This is a genomic window from Streptomyces sp. NPDC014656 (assembly GCF_043084305.1).
Taxonomy (GTDB): domain Bacteria; phylum Actinomycetota; class Actinomycetes; order Streptomycetales; family Streptomycetaceae; genus Streptomyces.
This window is the reverse complement of sequence record NZ_JBIBZN010000023.1, coordinates 62,691-82,999: the sequence shown is the minus strand read 5'-3', so window position 1 is coordinate 82,999 and position 20,309 is coordinate 62,691. Positions and strand designations below refer to the sequence as shown.

Here is a 20,309-nt window from a genome sequence, read left to right as displayed (position 1 = left end):
CGCTTCGCGGGCAGCCGGCCAGGGGAGGGAGGAGTGGGCTATTCGGGCTGGGTGACCGTCAGGGCCCAGCGGACGGTGTCGTCGGATGCGTCGACACCGATGGTGAAGGACCCTGTGCGCACTACGCCCGGGTCCAGGGTCACCGAACCTGTGCCCGGGGTACCGGTGGGACAGTCCACGGTGAAGTCGGCCACCCGGTACCCCTGCGAGTCCATCGTCACGTGCGCGGCGCCGCCTCCCTCACACGCCACCGTCAGCACCGTCGGCAGACGGTCCCACGCTCCGCCCGAAGCCACACCCCCGTCCCCGACCATGTCTTCCACCCACACCAGGCCATCCGGGCCGGGATGCGGAAGCAGACCACCAGCCGCTGCTGCCGGCGTGACGCCCCCCACAGCCATCGCTCCGGCAGCCAGCAACGCCGCCACAGACACATTCCTCGTACGCATCACGCACTACCTCCCCTGAACGCCTGTCACAACACAGCCACCCTGCCCCTGGACGGGCACCTGCGCATGAGTACTGCTACTCATGGCCCGGCAACGGGGGTGGCTGATGCCGATCTCTTTCTCGGTGAGCATGCACGGGGCCACTGACAATCCGCCGCGGCCAGGAACAGACCGCGGGTGAGCGCCGGGCGGTGGGAGTCGCCTGTCTGGGCGTACTCGACGGCGAGGGGGTGCCGGTTGAGGGTGGGCTACTCCCAGGGTGGGCTACTCCCAGGGCGGGCTACTCCCAGGAACCCGCGTGGATCCGGAGAGCTGCTTTCGCGGGGAAAGCATCATCGATCGGCACACCCCACCAGTCGGCTGCCTGCCCGAGGGCTTCCTCCACCTCTTTGGAGGGCCGACCCCGGTGCGCTGAGGAAACCTCTTCCCACACCGTCCGGATCCTCGTCGCCTGCTCCGCCACCTGCGGAGCATTCGCCTCGGAGGGTGTTGGCGCCATGATCGGCCCCCTTTGGCTTTCTTCGGCCCCCTTCGGCTCTCTTCGGCTCCTTCTTGAGCGACGAAGCTGATGCCCCGTCGGCTCATGATGTTCCCCGGCTTGAACGGGAGAGAGGTGGTCGGGGCGGGGCGGGGACCGGCGGCCGGTGGTGCGGCTCCTGGTGAACCGTCTGCGTCCGCCACCGCTTGCGGCGGGTGTCGGCACCTCGCGGCACGGGGTCGGTCAGGCGTAGTGGCGGTAGACGGCCTGGGCGACGCAGGCCGGCTTGTCGGTGCCGTCGACCTCGACGGTGAACGTCAGGGGCATCTGTACGCCGTTGCCCTTGACCTCCTCCACGGTGCCGACGGTGCCGTGGAGGCGGATCTTCGCGCCGACGGGGACGGGGCTGGGGAAACGGACCTTGTCCAGGCCGTAGTTGACGCTCATCTTGGTGCCGGTGATGGTGAGCAGTTCTCCGAAGAGCGGGATGATGAGGGAGAGGGTGAGGTAGCCGTGGGCGATGGGGCCGCCGAACGGGCCGTCCTTGGCCTTCTCCGGGTCGGTGTGGATCCACTGGTGGTCGTCGGTGGCGTCGGCGAAGGTGTTCACCCGGTCCTGGGTGATGTCGAGCCAGCGCGTGTGGCCGAGGTCGGCTCCGCTGAGGGACTTGAGTGCGTCGAGACCGTGGGCGGTGGTGGACATGGAAGAACCTTTCGGTGGCAGGGCGGGGGTGCTCCCGGGAGCGTGTCGCTCCCGGTCCGTCACGGGTGGGGGTGCTCGGCGGGAGCGGGGGCGTGGGCGTCGCGCACGGCGTGCTTGATGATCTTCCCGGAGGCGGTGCGGGGCAGGGCTTCCGTCACGACGAGGGACCTGGGGATCTTGTACTTGGCGAGCCGGCCGGCCAGGTGGCCGAGGATGTCGTCCTGGTCGGCGTGGGTGCCGGGGCGCAGGACGACGACGGCACGGCCCACCTCGCCCCAGACCGGGTCGGGCACGCCGATGACGGCGCATTCGGCGACGGCGGGGTGGGTGAGGAGTACGTCCTCTACCTCGGCCGGGTAGACGTTCTCGCCGCCCGAGACGAACATGTCCTTGGCCCGGTCGACGATGTAGGCGAAGCCCTCGTCGTCGATGCGCGCGATGTCGCCGGTGCGCAGCCAGCGGCCGTCCGTGAAGGCCGCCTCGGTGTCCTCGGGCCGGTTCCAGTAGCCGGTCATGACGTGCCGGCCCTGGACCAGGATCTCGCCCCGCTCGCCCGGCCCGGCCTCGCTGCCGTCCGGCAGTACGACGCGGGTGTCGGTGAAGAAGTGCGGCACTCCGGCGGAGCCGGCCTTGGCCGAGGTCTGCTCCCGGTCCAGGAAGAGGATGCCGGGGGACGCCTCGGTCATGCCGTAGCCCTGGCTGAAGGCGAGGCCGCGGTCGAGGTACGTGGTGATGGTGCGGGCGGGCACGGGGGCTCCGCCGCAGTTGAGGGTGCGCAGGCTGGACAGGTCGGCGGTCGCCCAGCGGGGCCGGGCGGCGATGGCGTCGTACATGGTGGGGACGCCGAACACGTAGGTGACGCGCAGGTCCTCGATCAGTTCCAGGACGCGTTCGGCGTCGAAGGCGCCGAGGAGGACCACCCGGCCGCCCTTGAGGAGGGTCGGCAGGCAGGTCATGTTGAGGCCGGCGGTGTGGAAGAGCGGGGCGGCGACGAGGGTGACCTCGTCGCCGGACAGGTCGGTGTCGACGAGGACGTTGACGCTGTTCCAGGTGATGTTGGCGTGGGAGAGGACGGCGCCCTTGGGGCGGCCCGTGGTTCCGGAGGTGTACATGATCATGCACGGGTCCTCGGGTGCCACGGCCTCGTCCAGCGGATCGGTCCCGGCTGCGGCGAGGAGCTTCTCGTAGCCGAGGGTTCCGTCCCGGTCGGGGCCGGCGAGGGCGATCCGGTGCGGTACGCCCGCCTCGGCGGCCGCGGCACGGGCCGCCCCGGCCCGCTCGGGCGCGTGGACGAGGACGGTGGTGCCCGAGTCGGTCAGGTTGTAGGCCAGTTCCGGAGCGGCGAGACGGGTGTTGAGCGGGACGAAGACCGCTCCCAGTGTCCCGGCGGCGAACAGGGTCTCCAGGAACGCCGGGTGGTTGGGGCCGAGGTACGCGATCCGGTCGCCCCGCGCCACGCCGAGTGCGCGCAGGGCGTGGGCGAGGCGCAGGACGCGGTGGTGCAGGTCCCGGTAGGTCCAGGTGCGGTTCTCGTGGACGACGGCGATCCGGTCGGGCGTCTTGCGGGTGCGGCGCGCGGGCCAGGAGCCGATGCCTTGGTTCAACATGAGCGGTTCCTTCAGTCGGTGAGGAGGCCGAGCAGGCGGGCGGCGTTCTCCTTGAGGATCTTCGGCCGGACCTCGGGCTTGATGTCGAGCTTCTCGAAGTCGGCGAGCCACCGGTCGGGGGTGATGACGGGGTAGTCGGAGCCGAAGAGGACCTTGTCCTTGAGGAGGGTGTTGGCGTAGCGGACGAGTTGCGGCGGGAAGTACTTCGGGGACCAGCCGGACAGGTCGATGTAGACGTGCGGCTTGTGGGTGGCCACCGCCAGGGCCTCGTCCTGCCAGGGGAAGGACGGGTGGGCGAGGATGATCCGCAGCTCGGGGAAGTCGACGGCGACGTCGTCGACCAGCATCGGGTTCGAGTACTTCAGCCGGATGCCGCCGCCGCCCGGGACACCGGCGCCGATGCCGGTCTGGCCGGTGTGGAAGAGCGCGGGCACGCCGAGTTCCTGGATGGCCTCGTACAGGGGGTAGGCGAGCGGGTCGTTCGGGGCGAACGCCTGGATGCTGGGATGGAACTTGAAGCCGCGGACGCCGTACTCCCCCACCAGCCGCCGCGCCTCGCGCACGCCCGCGCGCCCCTTGTGCGGGTCGATGCTCGCGAAGGGGATGAGCGCGTCGGCGTGGGCGGCGCAGCTCTCGGCGATCTCCTCGTTGGAGATCCGCGGATGGCCGGTGGCGTGCTCGGCGTCGACGGTGAAGACCACCGCCGCCATGCGGCGCTCCCGGTAGTGGCCGGCCATCTCCTCGATGGTCGGCTGCCGGTGGCCGTGGGCCTTGAAGTACTTCTCGGAGGCCCCGAACAGCTCCGGGCTCAGCGCCCCGTGGCCGTCCTTGGAGACCTCCGCGTGCGTGTGCACGTCGATGGCGGTGAGCCGGTCGAGGTCGAGCGCGAGGTCGGCCATGTCTACGCCTCCGGGGCCTGGGGCGCGGGGATGCCGTAGGTCTCGGGCTCGGCTCCGACGCCGCCCGGCCACTCGGCGGCGATGGCGTCGGCGCTCCAGCCGCCGTCGGCGAAGGCGACCGCCTTCTCCTTGGGGTGGGCCCACAGGGCCAGTCGGTCACCGCCGATGCCGATGGCCTGTCCGGTCACGCCGGCGGAGTCGTCCGAGGCGAGGAAGGCGATCAGGGCGGCGACGTCCTCGACGGTGCCGAGCCCCTCGTCCTTGCGCAGCCAGTCCGGCAGCGGCTTGCCGGTGCGCTCGGACTCCTCGATGACCGGGGCGAACGCCGGGACGGTCTTGGTCATCTCGGTGGCGGCGACGGGGACGACGGCGTTGACGGTGATGCCGGCGCGGCCCAGTTCCATGGCCCAGGTGCGGGCCATGGCGACGACGCCGGCCTTGGCGGCGGCGTAGTTGGTCTGCCCGAAGTTGCCGCGCTGCCCTGCGGGCGAGGAGATGAGGACGAGCCGGCCGCCGGTGCCCTGCTCGCGCATGCGGACGGCCGCCGCGCGGGCGCAGGTGAAGGTGCCGCGCAGGTGGACGCGGACCACGTCGTCGAAGTCGTCGTCGGTCATCTTCCACAGCACGCGGTCGCGCAGGATGCCGGCGTTGGTGACGAGGACGTCCAGGCGGCCGAACTCCTCCACCGCCGTGTCGACCAGCTCCTGCGCGGCCGCGCTGTCGCCCACCGCCGCGACGACGCCGGTCGCCCGGCCCCCCTCGGCCGTGATGGCGGCGACGGCGGCGTCGACGACGGCCCGGTCGACGTCGTTGACGACGACGGCGGCGCCGGCCGCGGCGAGGGCCTGGGCGTAGGCCAGTCCGAGGCCGCGTCCGCTGCCGGTGACGACGGCGACCTTGCCGTGAAGATCCATGAGGGGGCCTCTCGTGAGGAGTGGAGAAGGAGTGGAAAAGGAGGGGAAGGGGGATGCCGAAGGGCCGGCGCGAGCCGGGATCGACAGGAATCCTGATGAACGCCAGTCTGGGTAACCGACAGGATTCCTGTCAATGGCCTAGGGTGGGACGGCCGCCTCCAGGCGGCGCCCGGCGCGGCGAAGGGCCGAGCCGCCCCGCACGGGCCGACACGACGGGAGGACGGACATGAGCACCTCGCTGCTCTACCTGCTCAAGAGGACGGAGCTGGCGGTGCGCGCCCGCCTGGAAGAGCTGCTCAAGCCCGCCGGGATCACCGCGCTGCAGTACACCGCCCTGACGGTGCTGGAACGGCACGACGGCATCTCCGCCGCGCAGCTCGCCCGCGACTCCTTCGTCACCGCCCAGTCGATGGCCGACATGGTCCGCACGCTGGAGGGCCGGGGCCTGATCCGCCGCGAGCCCAACCCCGGCAACCGCCGCGAACGCCTCGTCCTGCTCGCCGACCCGGGACGGCGACTGCTCGCCGAGTACGCCGGGCCGGCCCGCGCCCTGGAGGAACGCATGGTCGCCGACCTGAGCACCGAGGAGATCGCCGCACTGCGGGAGGCCCTGATCGGAGCGTGGCGCGCGCTGGCCTAGCCCCGGCCGCGGCGGGGCCGCGCCACGAGCCCGCACGGTCGGCGAGCGGGCCGTGGCGGCGACGGCTACGGCTACGGCTACGGCTACGGCTACGGCTACGGCTACGGCTACGCGAGCGCGTACATGCGGATGACGACGGCGTCGTCGCCGTCCGGCCGGGCGAGTCCGACGAAGACCGTCTCCGCGAGCCAGCGGTGCGCGGCGGCGTCCGTACGGAAGACCGGCGACGTGCGGTAGTAGTGGCCGGCCTCGGAGACCCGCAGATCTCCGTCGAACTGGTCCGGGGCGTCGGCCTTGGGGCTGTAGTAGCCGCGGTTGACGACGTCGATCACGGCGCCGTCCTCCGCCTGGATCAAGTAGCGGGCTTCCAGCTCGCACACCTTCCCGCGCGTACTGCTCCAGTCGCCGCCGCCGGGCAGGACCTTTCCGCGCAGCCGGGGCCCGTCCACCCGGCCTCCGGTGATGGGGGTGAACTCGGTGACCTCTCCGTCACCGTTGCCGATGTGCAGGGTGTCGGACACCTCGGCACGGATTTCGAACGCGAAGTCGAGGGCGGGACTGAAAGTCATGGTGATTCTCCGCTTCTGCGAGGGGGCGGCGAGCGCCGCGGGGCCGCAGGACGTCGCCGCCGGTCGGACGCGGGTCCGCGCCGGGTCGATTCCGACAGGCGGACGGCTGTTCCGCGAGATGGTCACGCCTTGCTCTTGACGCCTTAGCTCACCAGATGCAAGCGTGACATGCAACAACGTTATATGACGTTCGTTTACGACGGCTCGTCGGCGTTCCCCACACCCCCCATGTCGAGCGTCCCCTCCTTCTCCCTCCTCTCGGCAAGGAGCATCAGCCATGGCTGCGAAGAAAACGGTGCTGACGGTGCTCACGGGCGTGGGGCTGCTGGCCGCCACGGCCTGCAGCGGCCCCCCGGCCGGAAACGGCGCGCTCCCCAGGGCCGGACACCTCACCACCACCACGGCGCCCGGCGCCTCCGAGGTGGACCGCGTGACCTGGGCTCTGCCCTACGGCGAGCCGACGACCCTGGACCCCGCCAAGGTCGGCGACTACTCCCCCCAGACGGTCGGGGCCAACCTCTGCGACACCCTGACCCGGATGAACGCGGACTTCTCCCTGAGCCCCGGGCTCGCCCGGAAGGTCACCTGGTCCGACGAGCACACCCTGGTGCTCGACCTGCGCCCCGGCGTGAAGTTCTGGGACGGCTCGCCCATGGCCCCCGAAGACGTGATCCACAGCCTGGAGCGGCAGCGGGATCCGAAGACCCAGGCCCTGTACGGCAACTACCTGGCCGCCGTGACCTCGATCAGGGCCACCGGCCCCCACCAGGTGACGCTGCGGACCAAGGAGTACGACCGGACACTGCCCAAGGCACTGTCCACGTCGTTCGGCGCGGTCAACCAGAAGGCGTACGCCGAAGAGGCCGGCCCCGCCTACGGAACCGCCAAGGGCGGCCTGATGTGTACGGGGCCGTTCAAGCTGGGTTCCTGGAAGTCCGGCAACGGCATCACCCTGGAACGCAACGACGCCTACTGGGACACCGGGCTGAAGCCGAAGGCCAAGCGGGTCGAGTTCCAGTTCATCACCAACAGCAACACGCTGACCAGCGCGCTGCTGTCCGGCGAGGTGGACGGCACCTACGAACTGCCGCCCAGCAGCGCCGCCGCACTGGGCAAGGCGGACAGCGGCACGGTGTTCCTCGGCCCGTCGACCCAGAACGTGCTGCTGGTTCCCGCCAACGCCGAGTCGCCCGCAGCCGACCGCAAGCTCCTGGACGCCCTGTCCCTGGTCATCGACCGGAACGCCCTGATCAAGAACGTCTTCGGCGGTGACGCCACCCCTCTGAAGTCGCTCGTCCCGCCTCTGACCTGGCGCGGCGACGAGGCCGCCGCCCGGTTCGACGCGGCCTACGCGGCACTGCCCGACGTCCCCGAACCGGACGCGGAGAAGGCCAAGAAGCTGGTCGCGCAGGCCCGCCCGCTCCCGCGTCCGCTGGTGGCCGCCATCCCCGCCGGTGACCAGCGCGGACTGCAGGCGCTGACGTTCGTCCAGGCCGCGGCCAAGAAGATCGGCGTGGACATCGAGATCAAGCAGCTCCAGCCCACCGAGATGTCCTCGCTCTTCTACGACCCCTCGGCCCGCAGGGACCTCGACCTCATCCTCACCTTCGGCTACGTCACGCTGCCCGACCCGGCGTCGTACGTGGCCGAGAGCGTCACCCCCCGCGGCATCTTCAACTGGACGGGCTACGACGATCCCGAGGTGACCCGGCTGCTCGACCGGGCCCGCACCTCCTCCGACCCGGCGGCTTCGGCCGAGGCGTACGCCGAGGCACAGGCCCTGTTCACGCCCACCACCCCGATGGTGTTCCTGGCCTCCACGCACGAGCGGATGTTCATGAACAAGCGCGTCAGCGGCGCCCCGTCCTCCTTCGCGTACATGGGAATGCCGTGGGCCGCCCACCTCGGCGGTACCGAGAAGTGATCGCCACGGCGATCGAAGCCCGGGCCACACGCCCCCGGCCGGCCCCCTCCCGGGCACAGACCGGCTGATCACCCGCCCCACCAGTCTTCGACGGCATGCCCCGGCGGTCCTCACCGACCGCGGGGCATGCCGTTTTCCTCTCCCGCCCCCTGTAAGCGCCCGTCTTCCGGAGCCGCACCATGTCCTTGTTCGAGCCCACGTCGCGCGGCTCCTCGGAAGTCGTCGCCGGGCAACCGGCACACGCGCGGCAGCGCGGCGCCGCACGGCGCCCGCGAAGCCGGCTGCTGGTGGTCAACGCGGCCGTGGCCGCCTCCGTCTCCCTGGTCACCCCGTTCGGGGAGGACTTCACCCGGCGCGGAACGCTGTGGACGCTCTACGGCTCCCTGGCGTGCTGCCTTGTTCTGCGTTCTGCGGTTCTTCAGTCCGGCGGTGTCGGGAAGTCCCTCCGCGCTCCTGCCGAGCCACGACTTCCACTGGTTCCCGCTCCGGAACATCGCGTGGGTCACCGTCCCTGGCGGCTTTCTCCTGGGCTGCGCCGGTATCTGCGGGCCGGAGGCCGGCCCGGGCGCCCACTCGGCGGAGGGCCGTGGCCGGTTGCTCGCCCTGGGCGAACGGGATGAGAGCGTCCCCGGCGCCGTGCAGGACGAGAAACGGTCCCCTGGGGGTCCCCGTGGGTGGAAGCGCCCTGAGGCGTGTCGACCCGCGGCCGGTCGGGGCCGGACCGCCGGGGGCCGTCGGGCGGCCGGCGGGGCCGGCGGGGGCGGCGAGTGCCGTGTCGGCCGTGGTCTTCTCCCCCGCCGCGTCGGGCGAAAGGAGGCTGCGCTGTCTGCGAGGAGCCGCTTCGTCCGGCAGGGCCCGGCCGACGTGCGGATGTCGTGGCCGATGAGGCGAGAGGAAGGCGGCTGCCCCGTTCCCTCGTCGGGGCAGCCGCCTTCGTCGGTGGGTCGTGTGTCGCACGGAGCGTCAGGTGACGACTCCGCTCGCCCTTCTCCGCGGCTTCCAGCCCGGTTTCGGGAGGGAAGCGATCAGCCGACGGGTGTACGAGTCCTGCGGATCGCCCAGGACGGCGGCGACGGGGCCGTGTTCGACGACTCGTCCCGCCCGCATCACCAGGACGTCGTCACTGATGTGGCGGACGGCGCCGAGGTCGTGGGTGATGAACAGCAGGGCGGTTCCGGTGTCTGCCCGGACGCGGACGAGCAGGGCCAGGATCTGTGCCTGGATGGACACGTCCAGGGCGGCGATGGCCTCGTCCAGGATCAGCAGCCGGGGTTCGGCGGCCAGGGCGCGGGCGATGGCGACGCGCTGGCGCTGGCCGCCGGAGAGCGCCTTCGGCAGGGAGCGTGCCTGGCGGTCGTCCAGACCCACCATGTCGAGCAGTTCGGCCACGCGGGCGCGCAGCCGGTCCGCCGGCAGGTCCTTGTGCAGTGCGACCGCCTCGGCGACGGCGTCGCCGACGCGCTGGCGCCGGTCGAGGGACGAGTAGGGGTCCTGGAACACCATCTGGATCTGCCGGCCGCGGGCGCGGCGCTCGCGTGACCGGGGGCGGCCGGTTCCGCGCTCGTCGCCGCCGACGACGACGCGTCCGCCACTGGGCGCTTCGAGTCCGGCGATCATGCGGGCGGTGGTCGTCTTGCCCGATCCCGATTCGCCGACGATCGCCAGGGACCCCTGCTCCGGGAGCGAGAACGTCACGTCGTCCACGGCGACGAAGTCGCCGAACTCCTTGCGGAGGCCGTGTACCTCAAGCATGGTTTCCGGTCCCCTCGGGCGAGAGCGGGTGGGGGAAGTGGCAGGCCGCCGTGGCGTCGCCGGTGGAGACCGGTTCCGGCCGTTCGTCGCGGCACGGGTCCTGGACGTGGGGACACCGTTCGCTGAAGGCGCATCCGTCGGGTGCCTCGAAGCCCGACAGGGGCCTTCCGGGGATCGAGCGGAGTTCCGCGGCGGTGTCGGAGAGCGGGGGGCGCGAGGCGAGCAGGGCGCGCGTGTAGGGGTGGGCGGCGTGTCCGCGCAGACGGTCCGCGGGGAGTTCTTCCACGGTCGTGCCCGCGTACATCACCACGACCCGGTCGCACACGGCGGCCGCGAGTTCCAGGTCGTGGGTGATGAACAGCATGGCGAGTCCACGGGCTTCGCGGGTCTCGTCGATGATGGCCATCACCTCCTCCTGGGTGGTGACGTCGAGGGCGGTGGTCGGCTCGTCCGCGAGGAGCAGGCGCGGTTCGGCGGCCAGCGCGGCGGCGATCATGACGCGCTGGAGCAGGCCGCCCGACAGTTCGTGGGGCCGCTGGCGCATGCGCCGTTCGGCATCGGCGATGCCGACCTCCCGAAGGATTCCCGTGACCTTCCTGACCGCCTCGGCGGCCGGGACACGGCGCACGGTGGTCAGACCTTCGACCAGGAAGTCGCCGACGCTGCGGGCGGGGTTGATGTGGGCGCGGGGGTCCTGGAACACCATGGCCGCCTCGCTCGCGCGGAAGGCGCGCAGGCGCTCGGGCCTCATCCGCGGGACCGATTCCCCCGCGAACAGCACGTCCCCGCGGATCTCCGCGTTCCCGGGCAGCAGCCCCATGACGGAGCGGGCGGTCAGGGACTTGCCGGAGCCGGATTCGCCGACCAGGGCGACGGCCGTGCCTTCGCGGACGGTGACGTCGGCGTGGTGGACGACGGTACGGAGCTCTCCGTCGAGGGGCAGGTCGACGCCGAGCGCGTCGATCCGGAGCAGGGGCGGTGTGCTCATGCGTTCTCTCCGAGCAGACGTCGTGACAGTCCCGTCCCCAGCAGGTTGAACGCGACGACGACGACGAGGATGGCGAGGCCCGCGTACAGCGACTGCTGCGGCTGGCCGGCGAGGATGGAGGGGGCTCCGTTGGACACCATCAGTCCCCACTCCGGGTCCGGCGGTTGGCTGCCGAGTCCTAGGAAGGAGATCGCGGCCACGTCGAGCAGGGCGTATCCGAAGCCGATGGTGGCCTGGACGAGGACGAGCGGCAGCAGGTTGGGCAGCAGGTGCCGCAGCCAGACGCGGGCGGTGGGCGCGCCGAGCAGCTGGAGCGCCGATACGTACGGCAGGTTGCGTTCCTTGATCGCGGCCGAGCGTACGACGCGGGTGATCAGGGGGAGGTACGCGATCGACAGGGCGACGACCGGCGCGGTGAGTCCCGCCCCGAACACGGCCGCGACGAGAACGGCCATGATGAGCCCCGGGAAACCGAAGACGACGTCGAGGGCGCCGGAGACGAACCGGTCGGTCCATCCGCCGAACCAGGCCGCGGCCAGCGCGAGGAGGGTGCCGAGCGTGGTGGACACGGCGATGACGACGGCGGGGGCGGCGAGGCTGGCGCGGGTGCCGGCGATCAGCCGGGACAACAGGTCGCGTCCGGTGTCGTCCGTCCCGAGGAGGTGGGCGCCGGACGGGCCGGCGTTGACGTTCAGGGGGTCGACGGCGTTCGGGTCGTGGGGGGCGAGCAGCGGCCCGAGCACGGCGAGGAGGACGAACAGGGCGACGACGCATCCCGCGCCGAACGTCAGGTGGTCGCGTGGGCGTCCGGTCCGCCGTGCGGAGGCGGTGCGGGTGGACAGGGCGGCGGTCATCGGACCCCCTTCTGCGCGGTGCGGGGGTCGAGGGCGGCGCTGACCAGGTCGACGGTGGTGTTGATGACGACGAAGACGACCACGAAGATCAGCGAGACGGCCTGTACGACGGCCATGTCCTGCTTGGACGCGGCCTCGATCATGAGGGCTCCGAGCCCTCCGGTGCCGAACGCCTGCTCGGCGACGGCCGCGGTGGCGATGAGTCCGGCGATGCCGACGCCGGAGACGGCGAAGACGGGGCCGGAGGCGTTGTGCAGCACGTGCCGCCTGATCACCGTGCGCTCGGGGACGCCGCGGCTGCGGGCGGTCTCCACGTGCTCGGAGCGCATCTCGGCGCGGACGGCGGTCCGGGTCACCTGGGCGACGTAGCCGATCCAGGTCAGCGCGAGGGCGGCGGCCGGGAGCGTCAGGTGTGCCAGGGTGCCGGTGAAGCCCTCGCCGGAGCCGTAGACGGGGAACCACGGGAGCCGCACGGCGAAGAGCCAGATGAGCAGGACCGCCATGACGAAGGTCGGTACCGCCATCGCGCCCGCCGTCAGGGTCGTCACCAGGGTTTCCGTACGCCCGCCGCGCAGGGCGGCGACGGTGCCGGTGACGGTGCCGGCGGCGAGGACGAGGACGGCCGCGTAGACGACGAGGGCGAGGGTGTCGCCGGCGCGGGCGCCGATGAGGCCGGCGACGGAGTCGCGGTAGACGAGGGACCTGCCGAAGTCCCCTTGCAGGCAGTTGCTCAGCCAGTGCCAGTAGCCCTGGACGAACGGGTCGTCCAAGTGGTACTCGCGGTGGATCTGCGCCAGCACGGCGGGGTCGGGGTTCCGGCTGCCGCCGACGAGCAGGGTGGCGGGGTCCCCCGGGGTGAGGAACATCGCGCCGTAGATGGCCACGCTGGAGACGAGTACGGTCAGGACGAGCATGCCGAGGCGGGTGGTGACGAAGCGGAGGCTCATTTCCGGCCGCCCCCTTCACGGCGCCGTTCCACGGCCGGGGGGTGCGCCGCCGAGCCGGTCGGCGGCGCGCTGGGGAGGTGTCGCAGAGGGAGCATGAGCCCTCCAGGGTGCGGGGCTATTCGCCGCTTTCGGGCAGGACGGTCAGGCACAGGCGGGAAGGGTGGGCGGAGCCGGTCCGGAGCTTCTGGAGGCTCGCCCGGGGGGTGGTCGTCAGCCACGGGCTCTCCGTCGAGCCGGAGTTGGGCAGGTGGTTGGGGAAGTCGCTGCCGGCGATCATCAGGGCGAGGCGGTGGCCCGGGCGCAGCCGGTAGCCGGTGTGTCCCAGGGCGACCTCCACCTCGCCCGGCCCGTCGGCCTGGACGCAGCCGCGGACGATCAGGCGTGCCGTGCCGTCCGGGGCCAGGTCGAGGAGACGGACGAACACGTCGAAGGTGGGTGCCGTGCTCTCCACGTGGAGCACCGCGCGGACGGGGCCCGCGAGGTCGAACGGCCGGTCGGAGGCGGGGCCGGTGAACACCAGGACGTCGTCCCGGTCGAGCGTGCGGCGCTCGTCGACGTGGTCGCGCAGTTGCAGGAAGGTGTCGGCCGCGGCGGACGGCACGAGGTCGTCGGGGTCGTACCGCCACTCCGCCGGCTCCGTTCCGGTGGCCGGGCGTGGGGCGAGCGTGCCGCCGGGCGTCTTCCCGGCGGCGAGGGCCGGCTCCGCCAGGTACAGCTCGGTCGTCGTGGCTCGGGGCGGGGGCCAGGTGTCGGAGGTGTGCCAGCCCTCGTGGCCGAGCTTCCAGCGCACCCGGGGAAGCGAGTCGGGCCGTGCGGTGCCCTTGAGGAAGACGTCGAAGAAGTCGATCGCCGGGCCGGTGTAGGAGTCCAGCATGCGTTCGAGGGCGGCGGCACCGGCCAGGTGGTCGGTCTCGGGGGTGGCCGGGGCGTCCTCCAGGAAGTAGTTCTCGTGGTCGATCGTGTCGGCGATCAGGTACTGGAGGGCCGCCCAACCGGGGCGTCCGGCCAGCTCCGTGTAGTCGCGCATGTGGGCGATGCCGAGGTTGTCGAACCAGCCCACGCAGTGCAGCACGGGTACGGGGCGCGCGTCGTAGGGATGCGGACCGTTGTACGGGGCGAGGGGGATGCCGCCGACGATGAGGTCGAAGCCGGCCGAGCGCTTTCCGATCGCGGTGAACGCCTCCTCGTAGGCGGCGGTGACCGGGCGTCGGGAGAGGTCGACGTCGAACTGGTAGGTGTCGTTGTCCACCCATACCTGCGCCTGGTACGTGGCCCCTTCCAGCCACGGGGGCTGCGGTCCGGCGCCGGGGTCGTAGGTGGCGATGCCGGGGGCGTTCGTGGTGCAGGTCACCCGGGGCACGATGGCGCGCAGGGCGGGGTGCTGGCTGGAGACCGCGGACCACTGGGTGAATCCGTAGTACGAGTCGCCGAACATGCCCACGGTCCCGTCGGACCAGGGCTGCCGGGTGATCCACTCGAGGGTGTCGTAGCCGTCGTCGACCTCACCGGTCCAGCCCAGCGTCCGCCCCTCCGAGCGGAACTTGCCGCGGACGTCCTGGACCACCACGACATAGCCGCGCGCGGTGAACCTCTCCGCGATCTCGTCGAAGAAGACGTACCGGCTGTTCTTGTCGTAGGGAACACGGGCCAGCACGGTCGGCGCGGGCTCTCCCGGGGCGGCGCCGTACACGTCGGTGGCCAGGAGGGCTCCGTCACGCATGCGCACCATGTGCTGCCGCGCGTGCGGGGGGACGGGTTCTGGGGTGACGCGCTGGACAGCAGGGCTCACGGAAGCCTCCACGAAGGCGAATCTTTGAAAAACACTGTGATATAACAACGTTGCATCTACGGGTGTCCGACGTCAACCCCCTCTGCGCTAGGTTGCTGCCATGCCGATCGATGTCGATGAAGTCCAGCGCCGCCAGGCGATCGCCCAGGCGACCCTCGCCGTGGCGGCGCGGGACGGGGCACGCGCCATCACCATCCGCGCCGTGGCCAAAGAACTCGGCGGCTCCACGGCCATGGTCACCAACTACGTGCCCACGCGCGCAGCGCTGATCACCAATGCCGTACGCGTCGCCGAATCCCGTTGGCGGGCCGACCTGGAAGCGCACCTGGGCGACTTGGGCGGGGTGGACCGCCTGCGCGCCACGGTGGAATGGCACCTCAGCACGGATCCCGAGGACCGGCTGCTCCGCACCCTGTGGGTCGAGATGCTCTCGTCGGCGCACGCCGACCCCCATGGGGTCGACCGTCGCGAGCCGCGCGAGGCACGCCGGGAGTTCCTCGACGCGTCCGCCGCCGCGGGAGTGTCCGACGCCGATCTCGCCGCGGACGTCCTGTCCCTGCTGACCCGCGGTTACTACGTCTCCACCATGGAGGAGCCGTCCTACTGGACGGCGGAGCGGGCCGGCCGCGTCGCCAAAGCCATAGTGGACGCCCTCACCGACGCCTGAGAAGGCATCCCCGGCCGCAAGCCCGGCCGACCCGTGAGGGCAGCCGGCCTCGCGCCGCCCCGCGCCCTTCCGTCCAGGCGCGTCACCACCGGCCGACCCACCGTCCGCACGACGGCCGGACGCCTCTTCGCTCTCGTGCCGCGCCGGTCGGGGGTTGACACGGCGTGCGGCGGGAAAGCACTCTGACACCGAGATAAAACGCCGTTGCATTACGACGCGGCGTGCGGCGCCGCCGCCGGCCGGGCCCAGCCCGCCGGGCGCCCTTCGCCCACTCCCTTCTCGTACCGCCCAGGCCGCGCCGCCGACGAGCCGGCCTTTCCCGAAGAGGTGTCCCTTGGGTAAGAACGAACCGTCCGCGGCCTTGTGGCAGCGCTCCGCCACCGACCTGGCCGAAGCCATTCGGACCCGCGAGATCTCCTCCGAGGAACTCGTACGGTCCTGTCTGGACCGCATCGCCGAGACCAACCCCCAGCTGAACGCGCTGGTGGACATCCGCCCGGCGGAGGCGCTGGCCGCCGCCCGCCGTGCCGACGCGGAGGTGGCCGCGGGCGGTGAGCTGGGGCCGCTGCACGGCATCCCCGTGTCCATCAAGATCAACACCGATCAGGAGGGATACGCCACCAGCAACGGAGTGGCCGCCCTGGCGGACAAGGCGGCGACCGGCGACGCGGCGTGCGTCACCGCGCTGCGCGAGGCAGGCGCTGTTCCGCTCGGCCGTTCCAACTCGCCGGGCTTCTCGTTCCGCTGGTTCTCCACCAACGAGCTGTACGGCCGCACGCTCAACCCGTGGGACGCGGACCGCACGCCCGGCGGCTCCAGCGGTGGATCCGCCAGCAGCCTGGCCGCGGGCATGACGCCGCTCGCCCAGGGCAACGACATCGGCGGCTCGATCCGCTTCCCCGCGGCCTGCTGCGGCGTGGTCGGCGTGCGGCCCACCGTGGGCCGCGTCTCCGACTACGGTCCGCCCGCCTTCGCCGACACCCCCGGCGGACCGGTGGAACTGGATTTCCCGCCCACCGTCCACTACTGCGCCGTGCAGGGACCACTGGCCCGCAACGTGGCCGACGCCCGTCTGGCACTGCACGCGATGAGCACGCCTGACGTGCGGATGCCGCAGGGCGTCCCGGCCTTCCCCGCCGCGGCACGACCCGCCGGCCCGGTCGCCGTCACCGTGGTGCGGGGCAACGCCGACGTCAAGAACCATCCGGCCGTCGACCGGGCCCTGGACGCGGCGGTGACCCGCCTGGAGGACGCCGGCTACGCCGTCGAGGAAGTGGACCGGCTGTCCCTGCTCACCGAGGCGTCCCGGCTGTGGGCGTTGCTGATCACCGAGGACATCCGCCTCATCCTGCCGGTCGTGCGGCAGATGGGCGACGCGGCGATCCGCACCGCGCTGGAAGGCCACTTCGGATACGCCGCCGAGGTGTGGGGCGAACGCCCCTCCCTGGAGACCTACATCAACGGCTGGGCACGACGCGCCACCCTGATCACCCGGCTGCAGGAACTCCTCGGCAAGCAGCGGCTGCTGCTCACGCCCGCCTGCGCGGAGCTCCCCTTCGAGCAGGACGCGGACCAGGCGGGGCCCGGACGCACCCGCGAGCTGTTCTCCGCCATGTGGCCGATGACCGCGGTCCCGGTCCTGGGTTTCCCCGCCGTCACCCTGCCGGTCGCGCTGGAGGGCGGCCTGCCGGTGGGAGTGCAGCTCATCGGCGGCCGTTTCGAGGAGGACCTCATCCTCGACGCCGCCCAGGCCATCGAGGACCGCACGCCGGCGATCCGGACGTGGGACCAGGGCTCCTGACACGACCGGCGGTCGATGTGATGCCGCCTCCGCGGATCATGTGATGCCGCCTCCGCGGATCGGCCCGCGCCGGCCGCCGGCAGTTCTTCCGCCCGGTTCGGGACCGTGGTCCGAGCAGACAGGCGCGAGCGGTCACCCGCGGCTCCACCCTGCGGAACCGGCCCGCGATCCGGGCCGTGGCCCGGTCGGACGGCACCCGCCGACGGGCTGCGTCCGTGCTGTGGCCCGCGGCCGCCGCGCGCTCTTCAGGAGACCGCACACCCCTTGGGGATCACGCGGTGGCCGTTCCGGTTCCCGCACCCGTGTCCAGGTGGTGCCAGGCATGGACACACCCGTGGGCGCAGAACCGAGCCCGCCGCCGCTCGTCGGCCACGCCGAACAGCGCGACCAGCAGCCGGAACGCCTTGACGCGCTCGTCCTGCGGCAGATTGATGATCTTTGTCAGCTGCTCGGTGAGACGGCCTCGCGTGATCAGCACGGCCGGGGTGTGCGTGGGCCGGATCCCCGACCTGCGGATGCCCTCCGGCCCGTCCTCGATGAGGGCCCGGGCCTGGACGCAGAACCCTGCCAGGTCGCGCAGGACTTCGAACTGCTCGGCGCCGGCCAAGCCCTCGAACCAGTCGATGCCCTGCTCAAGCGGACGGATGCCTTGGGCCAGGCCGTTCAAGACCACGGCGCGCTCGTTCATCCCGCCCCACCTCCACCACACCCCAGACCGTCAACCCCGCACGGCCATCGAACCAGATCGCGAAGTGTGGCTGAAGCGCCAAGGGAGCCGTTCCTGACGGCGGTCGGGGTGTTCGGCGTACGCCTGAGCCAGAACGCGGAGCGCGTGTCCGAGACCCGTATGGCGCGCGTCCCCCGGATCCACCGCCTCGTACTGCCCGGCCGGCATTCGGCGCGCCGCCGGACGGGGCGACACCGTCGCGGGGCGGCTCGACGGCTCTCCGGCCCGTTCACGCCCCCGCGAGGGCCTGGGGGAGGGCGTCGCGGATGGCGGTGATCAGGGTGTGGCTCGCGTCGAAGGCGGCGGCCATGGCCTGGGTGGGGTTGGTGCCGGCCCGCTGGTGGAGGACGACACCGAGGACGAGACGGGTGGTTCCCCCGATCTCCTGGGTGGCGGCCCACATGAGGTTGCCGCCGGCCGGGGTGGAGGAGCCGGTCTTCAGACCGATCACTCCGTCTCGGCCGAGGAGCCTGTTGCTGTTGTCGATCCGCACGCCGACTCCGGGAGCCGTGACGGTGGGCGTGGCGACGATCTGACGGAAGGCTTCGTTCTTCATGACGGCACGGGCCAGCTTCAGCTGGTCGGTCGCCGTGCTCCGCGTGCTGGCCTCTATGCCCGAGGCCCCCGTGTAGACCGTGCGGTCCATTCCGAGCTTCGAGGCGGCCTCGTTCATCTTCTTGGCGAACTCTTCCTGGCTTCCGGCATCCCAGCGGGCCAGCAGCCGGGCGACGTTGTTGCCGGACGGCAGCATCATGAGTTCCAGGAGCTGGCGCTGGGTGTAGTCGCGGTCGGCCACGAGGGGTGCCGTCGACTCGCTCGAGGAGTACGACTCGTCGGCGGCCTGCTGGTCGGCGGTCACCGTCCCGCCCTGCTCCCCCGCCGGCATCGGGTGGTCGGTGAGGATCACGTACGCGGTCATGACCTTGGTGATGCTGGCGATCGGCACCGGTGTCTGTTCGCCATGGGTGCCGAGGCTCCCGACGCCTTCGACCTCGGCGCTCGCCTGTCCTTCCGTCGGCCACGGCAGGTCCATCGCCCGGCTCAGGACGGCGTCCGGTGCGGCGCCCGCGGCGCCGGGGCCGGAGGAGCCCTGTCCGCCGAGCCCGGTCAGGTCTCCGCCCCCGAGGGCGTGCCAGCCGGCTGTCCCGCTCACGAGGAGGGCGGCGGACAGGTGCAGGACGGCGGGCCGGCGGAAACGGTGGCGGTAACGGCGGGGCTGGTCGGACATGGGGCACCTCCAAGGCGGGTCCGGTGCGGATCTTGCACCTGGATCCACCATCGGGGGCCCGTGCTTCCGGCCCCGTGCACCCCTGTTTCCGTCGCCGTGGGGTCGTATTGCGGTTACGTTTCAGACGGGATCGAGGCCAGGTCGAGGGTGACGGTCGCGCCTCCGTCGGGGGCGTCGGCGAAGGTCAGCCGCGCTCCGAGGACATCGGCCTGCCCCAGCGCGATGGTGAGCCCGAGGCCGTGGCCGCGTCCCCGCTCGGAGGCCCCCGTACGGAAGCGCTGCGGTCCTTCGGCGAGGAGGATGGCGGGCAGGCCGGGTCCGTGGTCCCGTACGACGATCCGCGTGTCCGTGACGGTGACCTCGACGGGGGTCGCTCCGTGCCGGTGCGCGTTGGTCACCAGGTTGACCAGGATCCGCTCCACCCTGCGCGGGTCGGTCTCCACGACCCGGGCGTCCGTGGCCGTGACGACGGTGCGCGTCCCGGTCCGGCGCACGACGTCGGCCACCAGGTCCCCCAGGGGTACGCGGTCGGTCCGGGCCCGTTCGGCGCCGGCGTCGAGCCGGGAGATCTCCAGGAGATCCTCGACCAGGCCGTTCAGCGCCAGGGCCCGGTCGCGCACGAGTTCCGCCACCTCGTCGTCCTGCGGGAGCAGTCCCGCGGCGGTGGACAGGCCCATCAGAGGGGTCCGCAGTTCATGGGCGACGTCCGCGGTGAACCGCCGCTCGTTCTCCAGCTTGCGCTGCAGGGCCGCGGCCATCACGTCCACGGCGGCCGACATCTCGGTGATCTCGTCACGGGCTCGGCCGCGGGAGCCGATCCGGGCGTCGAGGTCGCCGTCGGCGATGGCCCGGGCGGTGCGGGAACCGTGGCGCAGCCGGCGGTTCATCGGTTCGGTGGCCAGTGCGGCGAGCGGTACGACGACGGCCAGGGCCGCGAGCACGGCTTTGACGATGCTGCGGTCCAGGAGCTGGAGGCCGCGCACCTCGGCGCTCATGTCCGTCCGCGCGACGAGCACCCGGTCGCCGGCGACGGGCTGGGCTGCCCACAGCCAGTACCAGTTGGGGGGTTTCCGGTCGTACCAGGTCACGTACAGGTCGTTCGGGTTCTTGGCCGCCAGCGCGCGTGCGAGGGGCGCTTCCAGCTGCTGGGGGGAACTGATCTCGACGTCGAGGGGTGTGGTGCCCGTCCGGGTGTACTCGCGCTCCGCGGCGGCCAGGCGGGCGGCGACGCGCTGCTCGCCGGTGCGGTCGCCGCGTTCGGACATGGCCTGGTGGACGAGTACGCCGATCACGGCGGCCACCGCGCAGCAGGCGGCCGCCGTCAAGGCCGCGATCTTCCAGCGCAGGGCGCGTGGGTTGAGGAGTGCCATGGTC

The 20,309-nt window shown here is 71.9% G+C and carries 18 protein-coding genes; 4 read left to right on the top strand and 14 right to left on the bottom strand.

The annotated features are described in order from the left end of the window. Positions 1 to 38 precede the first annotated feature (38 nt). The 5 genes from ACF1ED_RS34870 to ACF1ED_RS34850 all read right to left on the bottom strand — a co-directional run bounded on the left by ACF1ED_RS34870 (position 39) and on the right by ACF1ED_RS34850 (position 5,049). Positions 39 to 428, bottom strand: a complete 390-nt coding sequence (locus ACF1ED_RS34870; RefSeq protein WP_391767369.1) for a hypothetical protein — start codon at positions 426 to 428, stop codon at positions 39 to 41. A 742-nt stretch (positions 429 to 1,170) separates the two neighbouring features. Continuing rightward, positions 1,171 to 1,629, bottom strand: a complete 459-nt coding sequence (locus tag ACF1ED_RS34865) for a MaoC family dehydratase (RefSeq protein WP_391767368.1) — start codon at positions 1,627 to 1,629, stop codon at positions 1,171 to 1,173. 59 nt (positions 1,630 to 1,688) lie between these two features. After that, positions 1,689 to 3,236, bottom strand: a complete 1,548-nt coding sequence (locus tag ACF1ED_RS34860) for a long-chain fatty acid--CoA ligase (protein ID WP_391767367.1) — start codon at positions 3,234 to 3,236, stop codon at positions 1,689 to 1,691. An 11-nt stretch (positions 3,237 to 3,247) separates the two neighbouring features. After that, positions 3,248 to 4,135: an amidohydrolase family protein gene (locus tag ACF1ED_RS34855; protein ID WP_391767366.1), complete on the bottom strand. Its 888-nt coding sequence runs from the start codon at positions 4,133 to 4,135 to the stop codon at positions 3,248 to 3,250. 2 nt (positions 4,136 to 4,137) lie between these two features. Then, a complete protein-coding gene (locus tag ACF1ED_RS34850; RefSeq protein WP_391767365.1) occupies positions 4,138 to 5,049 on the bottom strand; it encodes an SDR family oxidoreductase in 912 nt (303 codons plus the stop codon). 226 nt (positions 5,050 to 5,275) lie between these two features. On the opposite strand from ACF1ED_RS34850, the gene ACF1ED_RS34845 reads away from it, so the two are divergent. After that, a complete protein-coding gene (locus tag ACF1ED_RS34845) occupies positions 5,276 to 5,689 on the top strand; it encodes a MarR family winged helix-turn-helix transcriptional regulator (protein ID WP_391767364.1) in 414 nt (137 codons plus the stop codon). 107 nt (positions 5,690 to 5,796) lie between these two features. Here the strand turns inward: ACF1ED_RS34845 and ACF1ED_RS34840 are convergent, their stop codons facing one another. Then, positions 5,797 to 6,258: a DUF3237 domain-containing protein gene (locus ACF1ED_RS34840; RefSeq protein WP_391767363.1), complete on the bottom strand. Its 462-nt coding sequence runs from the start codon at positions 6,256 to 6,258 to the stop codon at positions 5,797 to 5,799. 277 nt (positions 6,259 to 6,535) lie between these two features. On the opposite strand from ACF1ED_RS34840, the gene ACF1ED_RS34835 reads away from it, so the two are divergent. Beyond that, on the top strand, positions 6,536 to 8,182 hold the full coding sequence (locus tag ACF1ED_RS34835) for an ABC transporter substrate-binding protein (RefSeq protein ID WP_391767362.1): 1,647 nt from the start codon (positions 6,536 to 6,538) through the stop codon (positions 8,180 to 8,182). 963 nt (positions 8,183 to 9,145) lie between these two features. Here ACF1ED_RS34835 and ACF1ED_RS34830 read toward each other — a convergent pair. From ACF1ED_RS34830 to ACF1ED_RS34810, 5 genes are all read right to left on the bottom strand, one after another. Then, a complete protein-coding gene (locus ACF1ED_RS34830) occupies positions 9,146 to 9,934 on the bottom strand; it encodes an ABC transporter ATP-binding protein (protein WP_391767361.1) in 789 nt (262 codons plus the stop codon). Beyond that, on the bottom strand, positions 9,927 to 10,922 hold the full coding sequence (locus ACF1ED_RS34825; protein ID WP_391767360.1) for an ABC transporter ATP-binding protein: 996 nt from the start codon (positions 10,920 to 10,922) through the stop codon (positions 9,927 to 9,929). The genes ACF1ED_RS34830 and ACF1ED_RS34825 overlap by 8 nt, the downstream gene beginning before the upstream one ends. After that, a complete protein-coding gene (locus ACF1ED_RS34820) occupies positions 10,919 to 11,776 on the bottom strand; it encodes an ABC transporter permease (protein WP_391767359.1) in 858 nt (285 codons plus the stop codon). Before ACF1ED_RS34820 ends, ACF1ED_RS34825 begins: the two co-directional genes overlap by 4 nt. After that, positions 11,773 to 12,723 carry an ABC transporter permease gene (locus tag ACF1ED_RS34815; RefSeq protein WP_391767358.1) on the bottom strand — a complete coding sequence of 317 codons (951 nt, stop codon included), beginning with the start codon at positions 12,721 to 12,723 and terminating at the stop codon, positions 11,773 to 11,775. Before ACF1ED_RS34815 ends, ACF1ED_RS34820 begins: the two co-directional genes overlap by 4 nt. Before the next feature lie 115 nt (positions 12,724 to 12,838). Beyond that, entirely contained in the window at positions 12,839 to 14,512 is a 1,674-nt protein-coding gene (locus tag ACF1ED_RS34810) for a CocE/NonD family hydrolase (RefSeq protein ID WP_391767357.1), read from the bottom strand. Between the two features lie 100 nt (positions 14,513 to 14,612). Here ACF1ED_RS34810 and ACF1ED_RS34805 point away from each other — a divergent pair, with 100 nt between their 5' ends. Then, positions 14,613 to 15,179 carry a TetR/AcrR family transcriptional regulator gene (locus ACF1ED_RS34805; RefSeq protein WP_391767356.1) on the top strand — a complete coding sequence of 189 codons (567 nt, stop codon included), beginning with the start codon at positions 14,613 to 14,615 and terminating at the stop codon, positions 15,177 to 15,179. Between the two features lie 334 nt (positions 15,180 to 15,513). After that, entirely contained in the window at positions 15,514 to 16,980 is a 1,467-nt protein-coding gene (locus tag ACF1ED_RS34800; protein WP_391767355.1) for an amidase, read from the top strand. 271 nt (positions 16,981 to 17,251) lie between these two features. Here ACF1ED_RS34800 and ACF1ED_RS34795 read toward each other — a convergent pair whose 3' ends face one another. From ACF1ED_RS34795 to ACF1ED_RS34785, 3 genes are all read right to left on the bottom strand, one after another. After that, positions 17,252 to 17,668 (bottom strand): DUF5958 family protein, encoded by a 417-nt coding sequence (locus ACF1ED_RS34795; RefSeq protein ID WP_391767354.1) that lies wholly within the window; start codon positions 17,666 to 17,668, stop codon positions 17,252 to 17,254. Positions 17,669 to 17,936: 268 nt separating this feature from the next. Beyond that, entirely contained in the window at positions 17,937 to 18,935 is a 999-nt protein-coding gene (locus tag ACF1ED_RS34790; protein WP_391767353.1) for a D-alanyl-D-alanine carboxypeptidase family protein, read from the bottom strand. Positions 18,936 to 19,048: 113 nt separating this feature from the next. Next, positions 19,049 to 20,305: a sensor histidine kinase gene (locus ACF1ED_RS34785; RefSeq protein WP_391767352.1), complete on the bottom strand. Its 1,257-nt coding sequence runs from the start codon at positions 20,303 to 20,305 to the stop codon at positions 19,049 to 19,051. Positions 20,306 to 20,309: the final 4 nt, after the last annotated feature.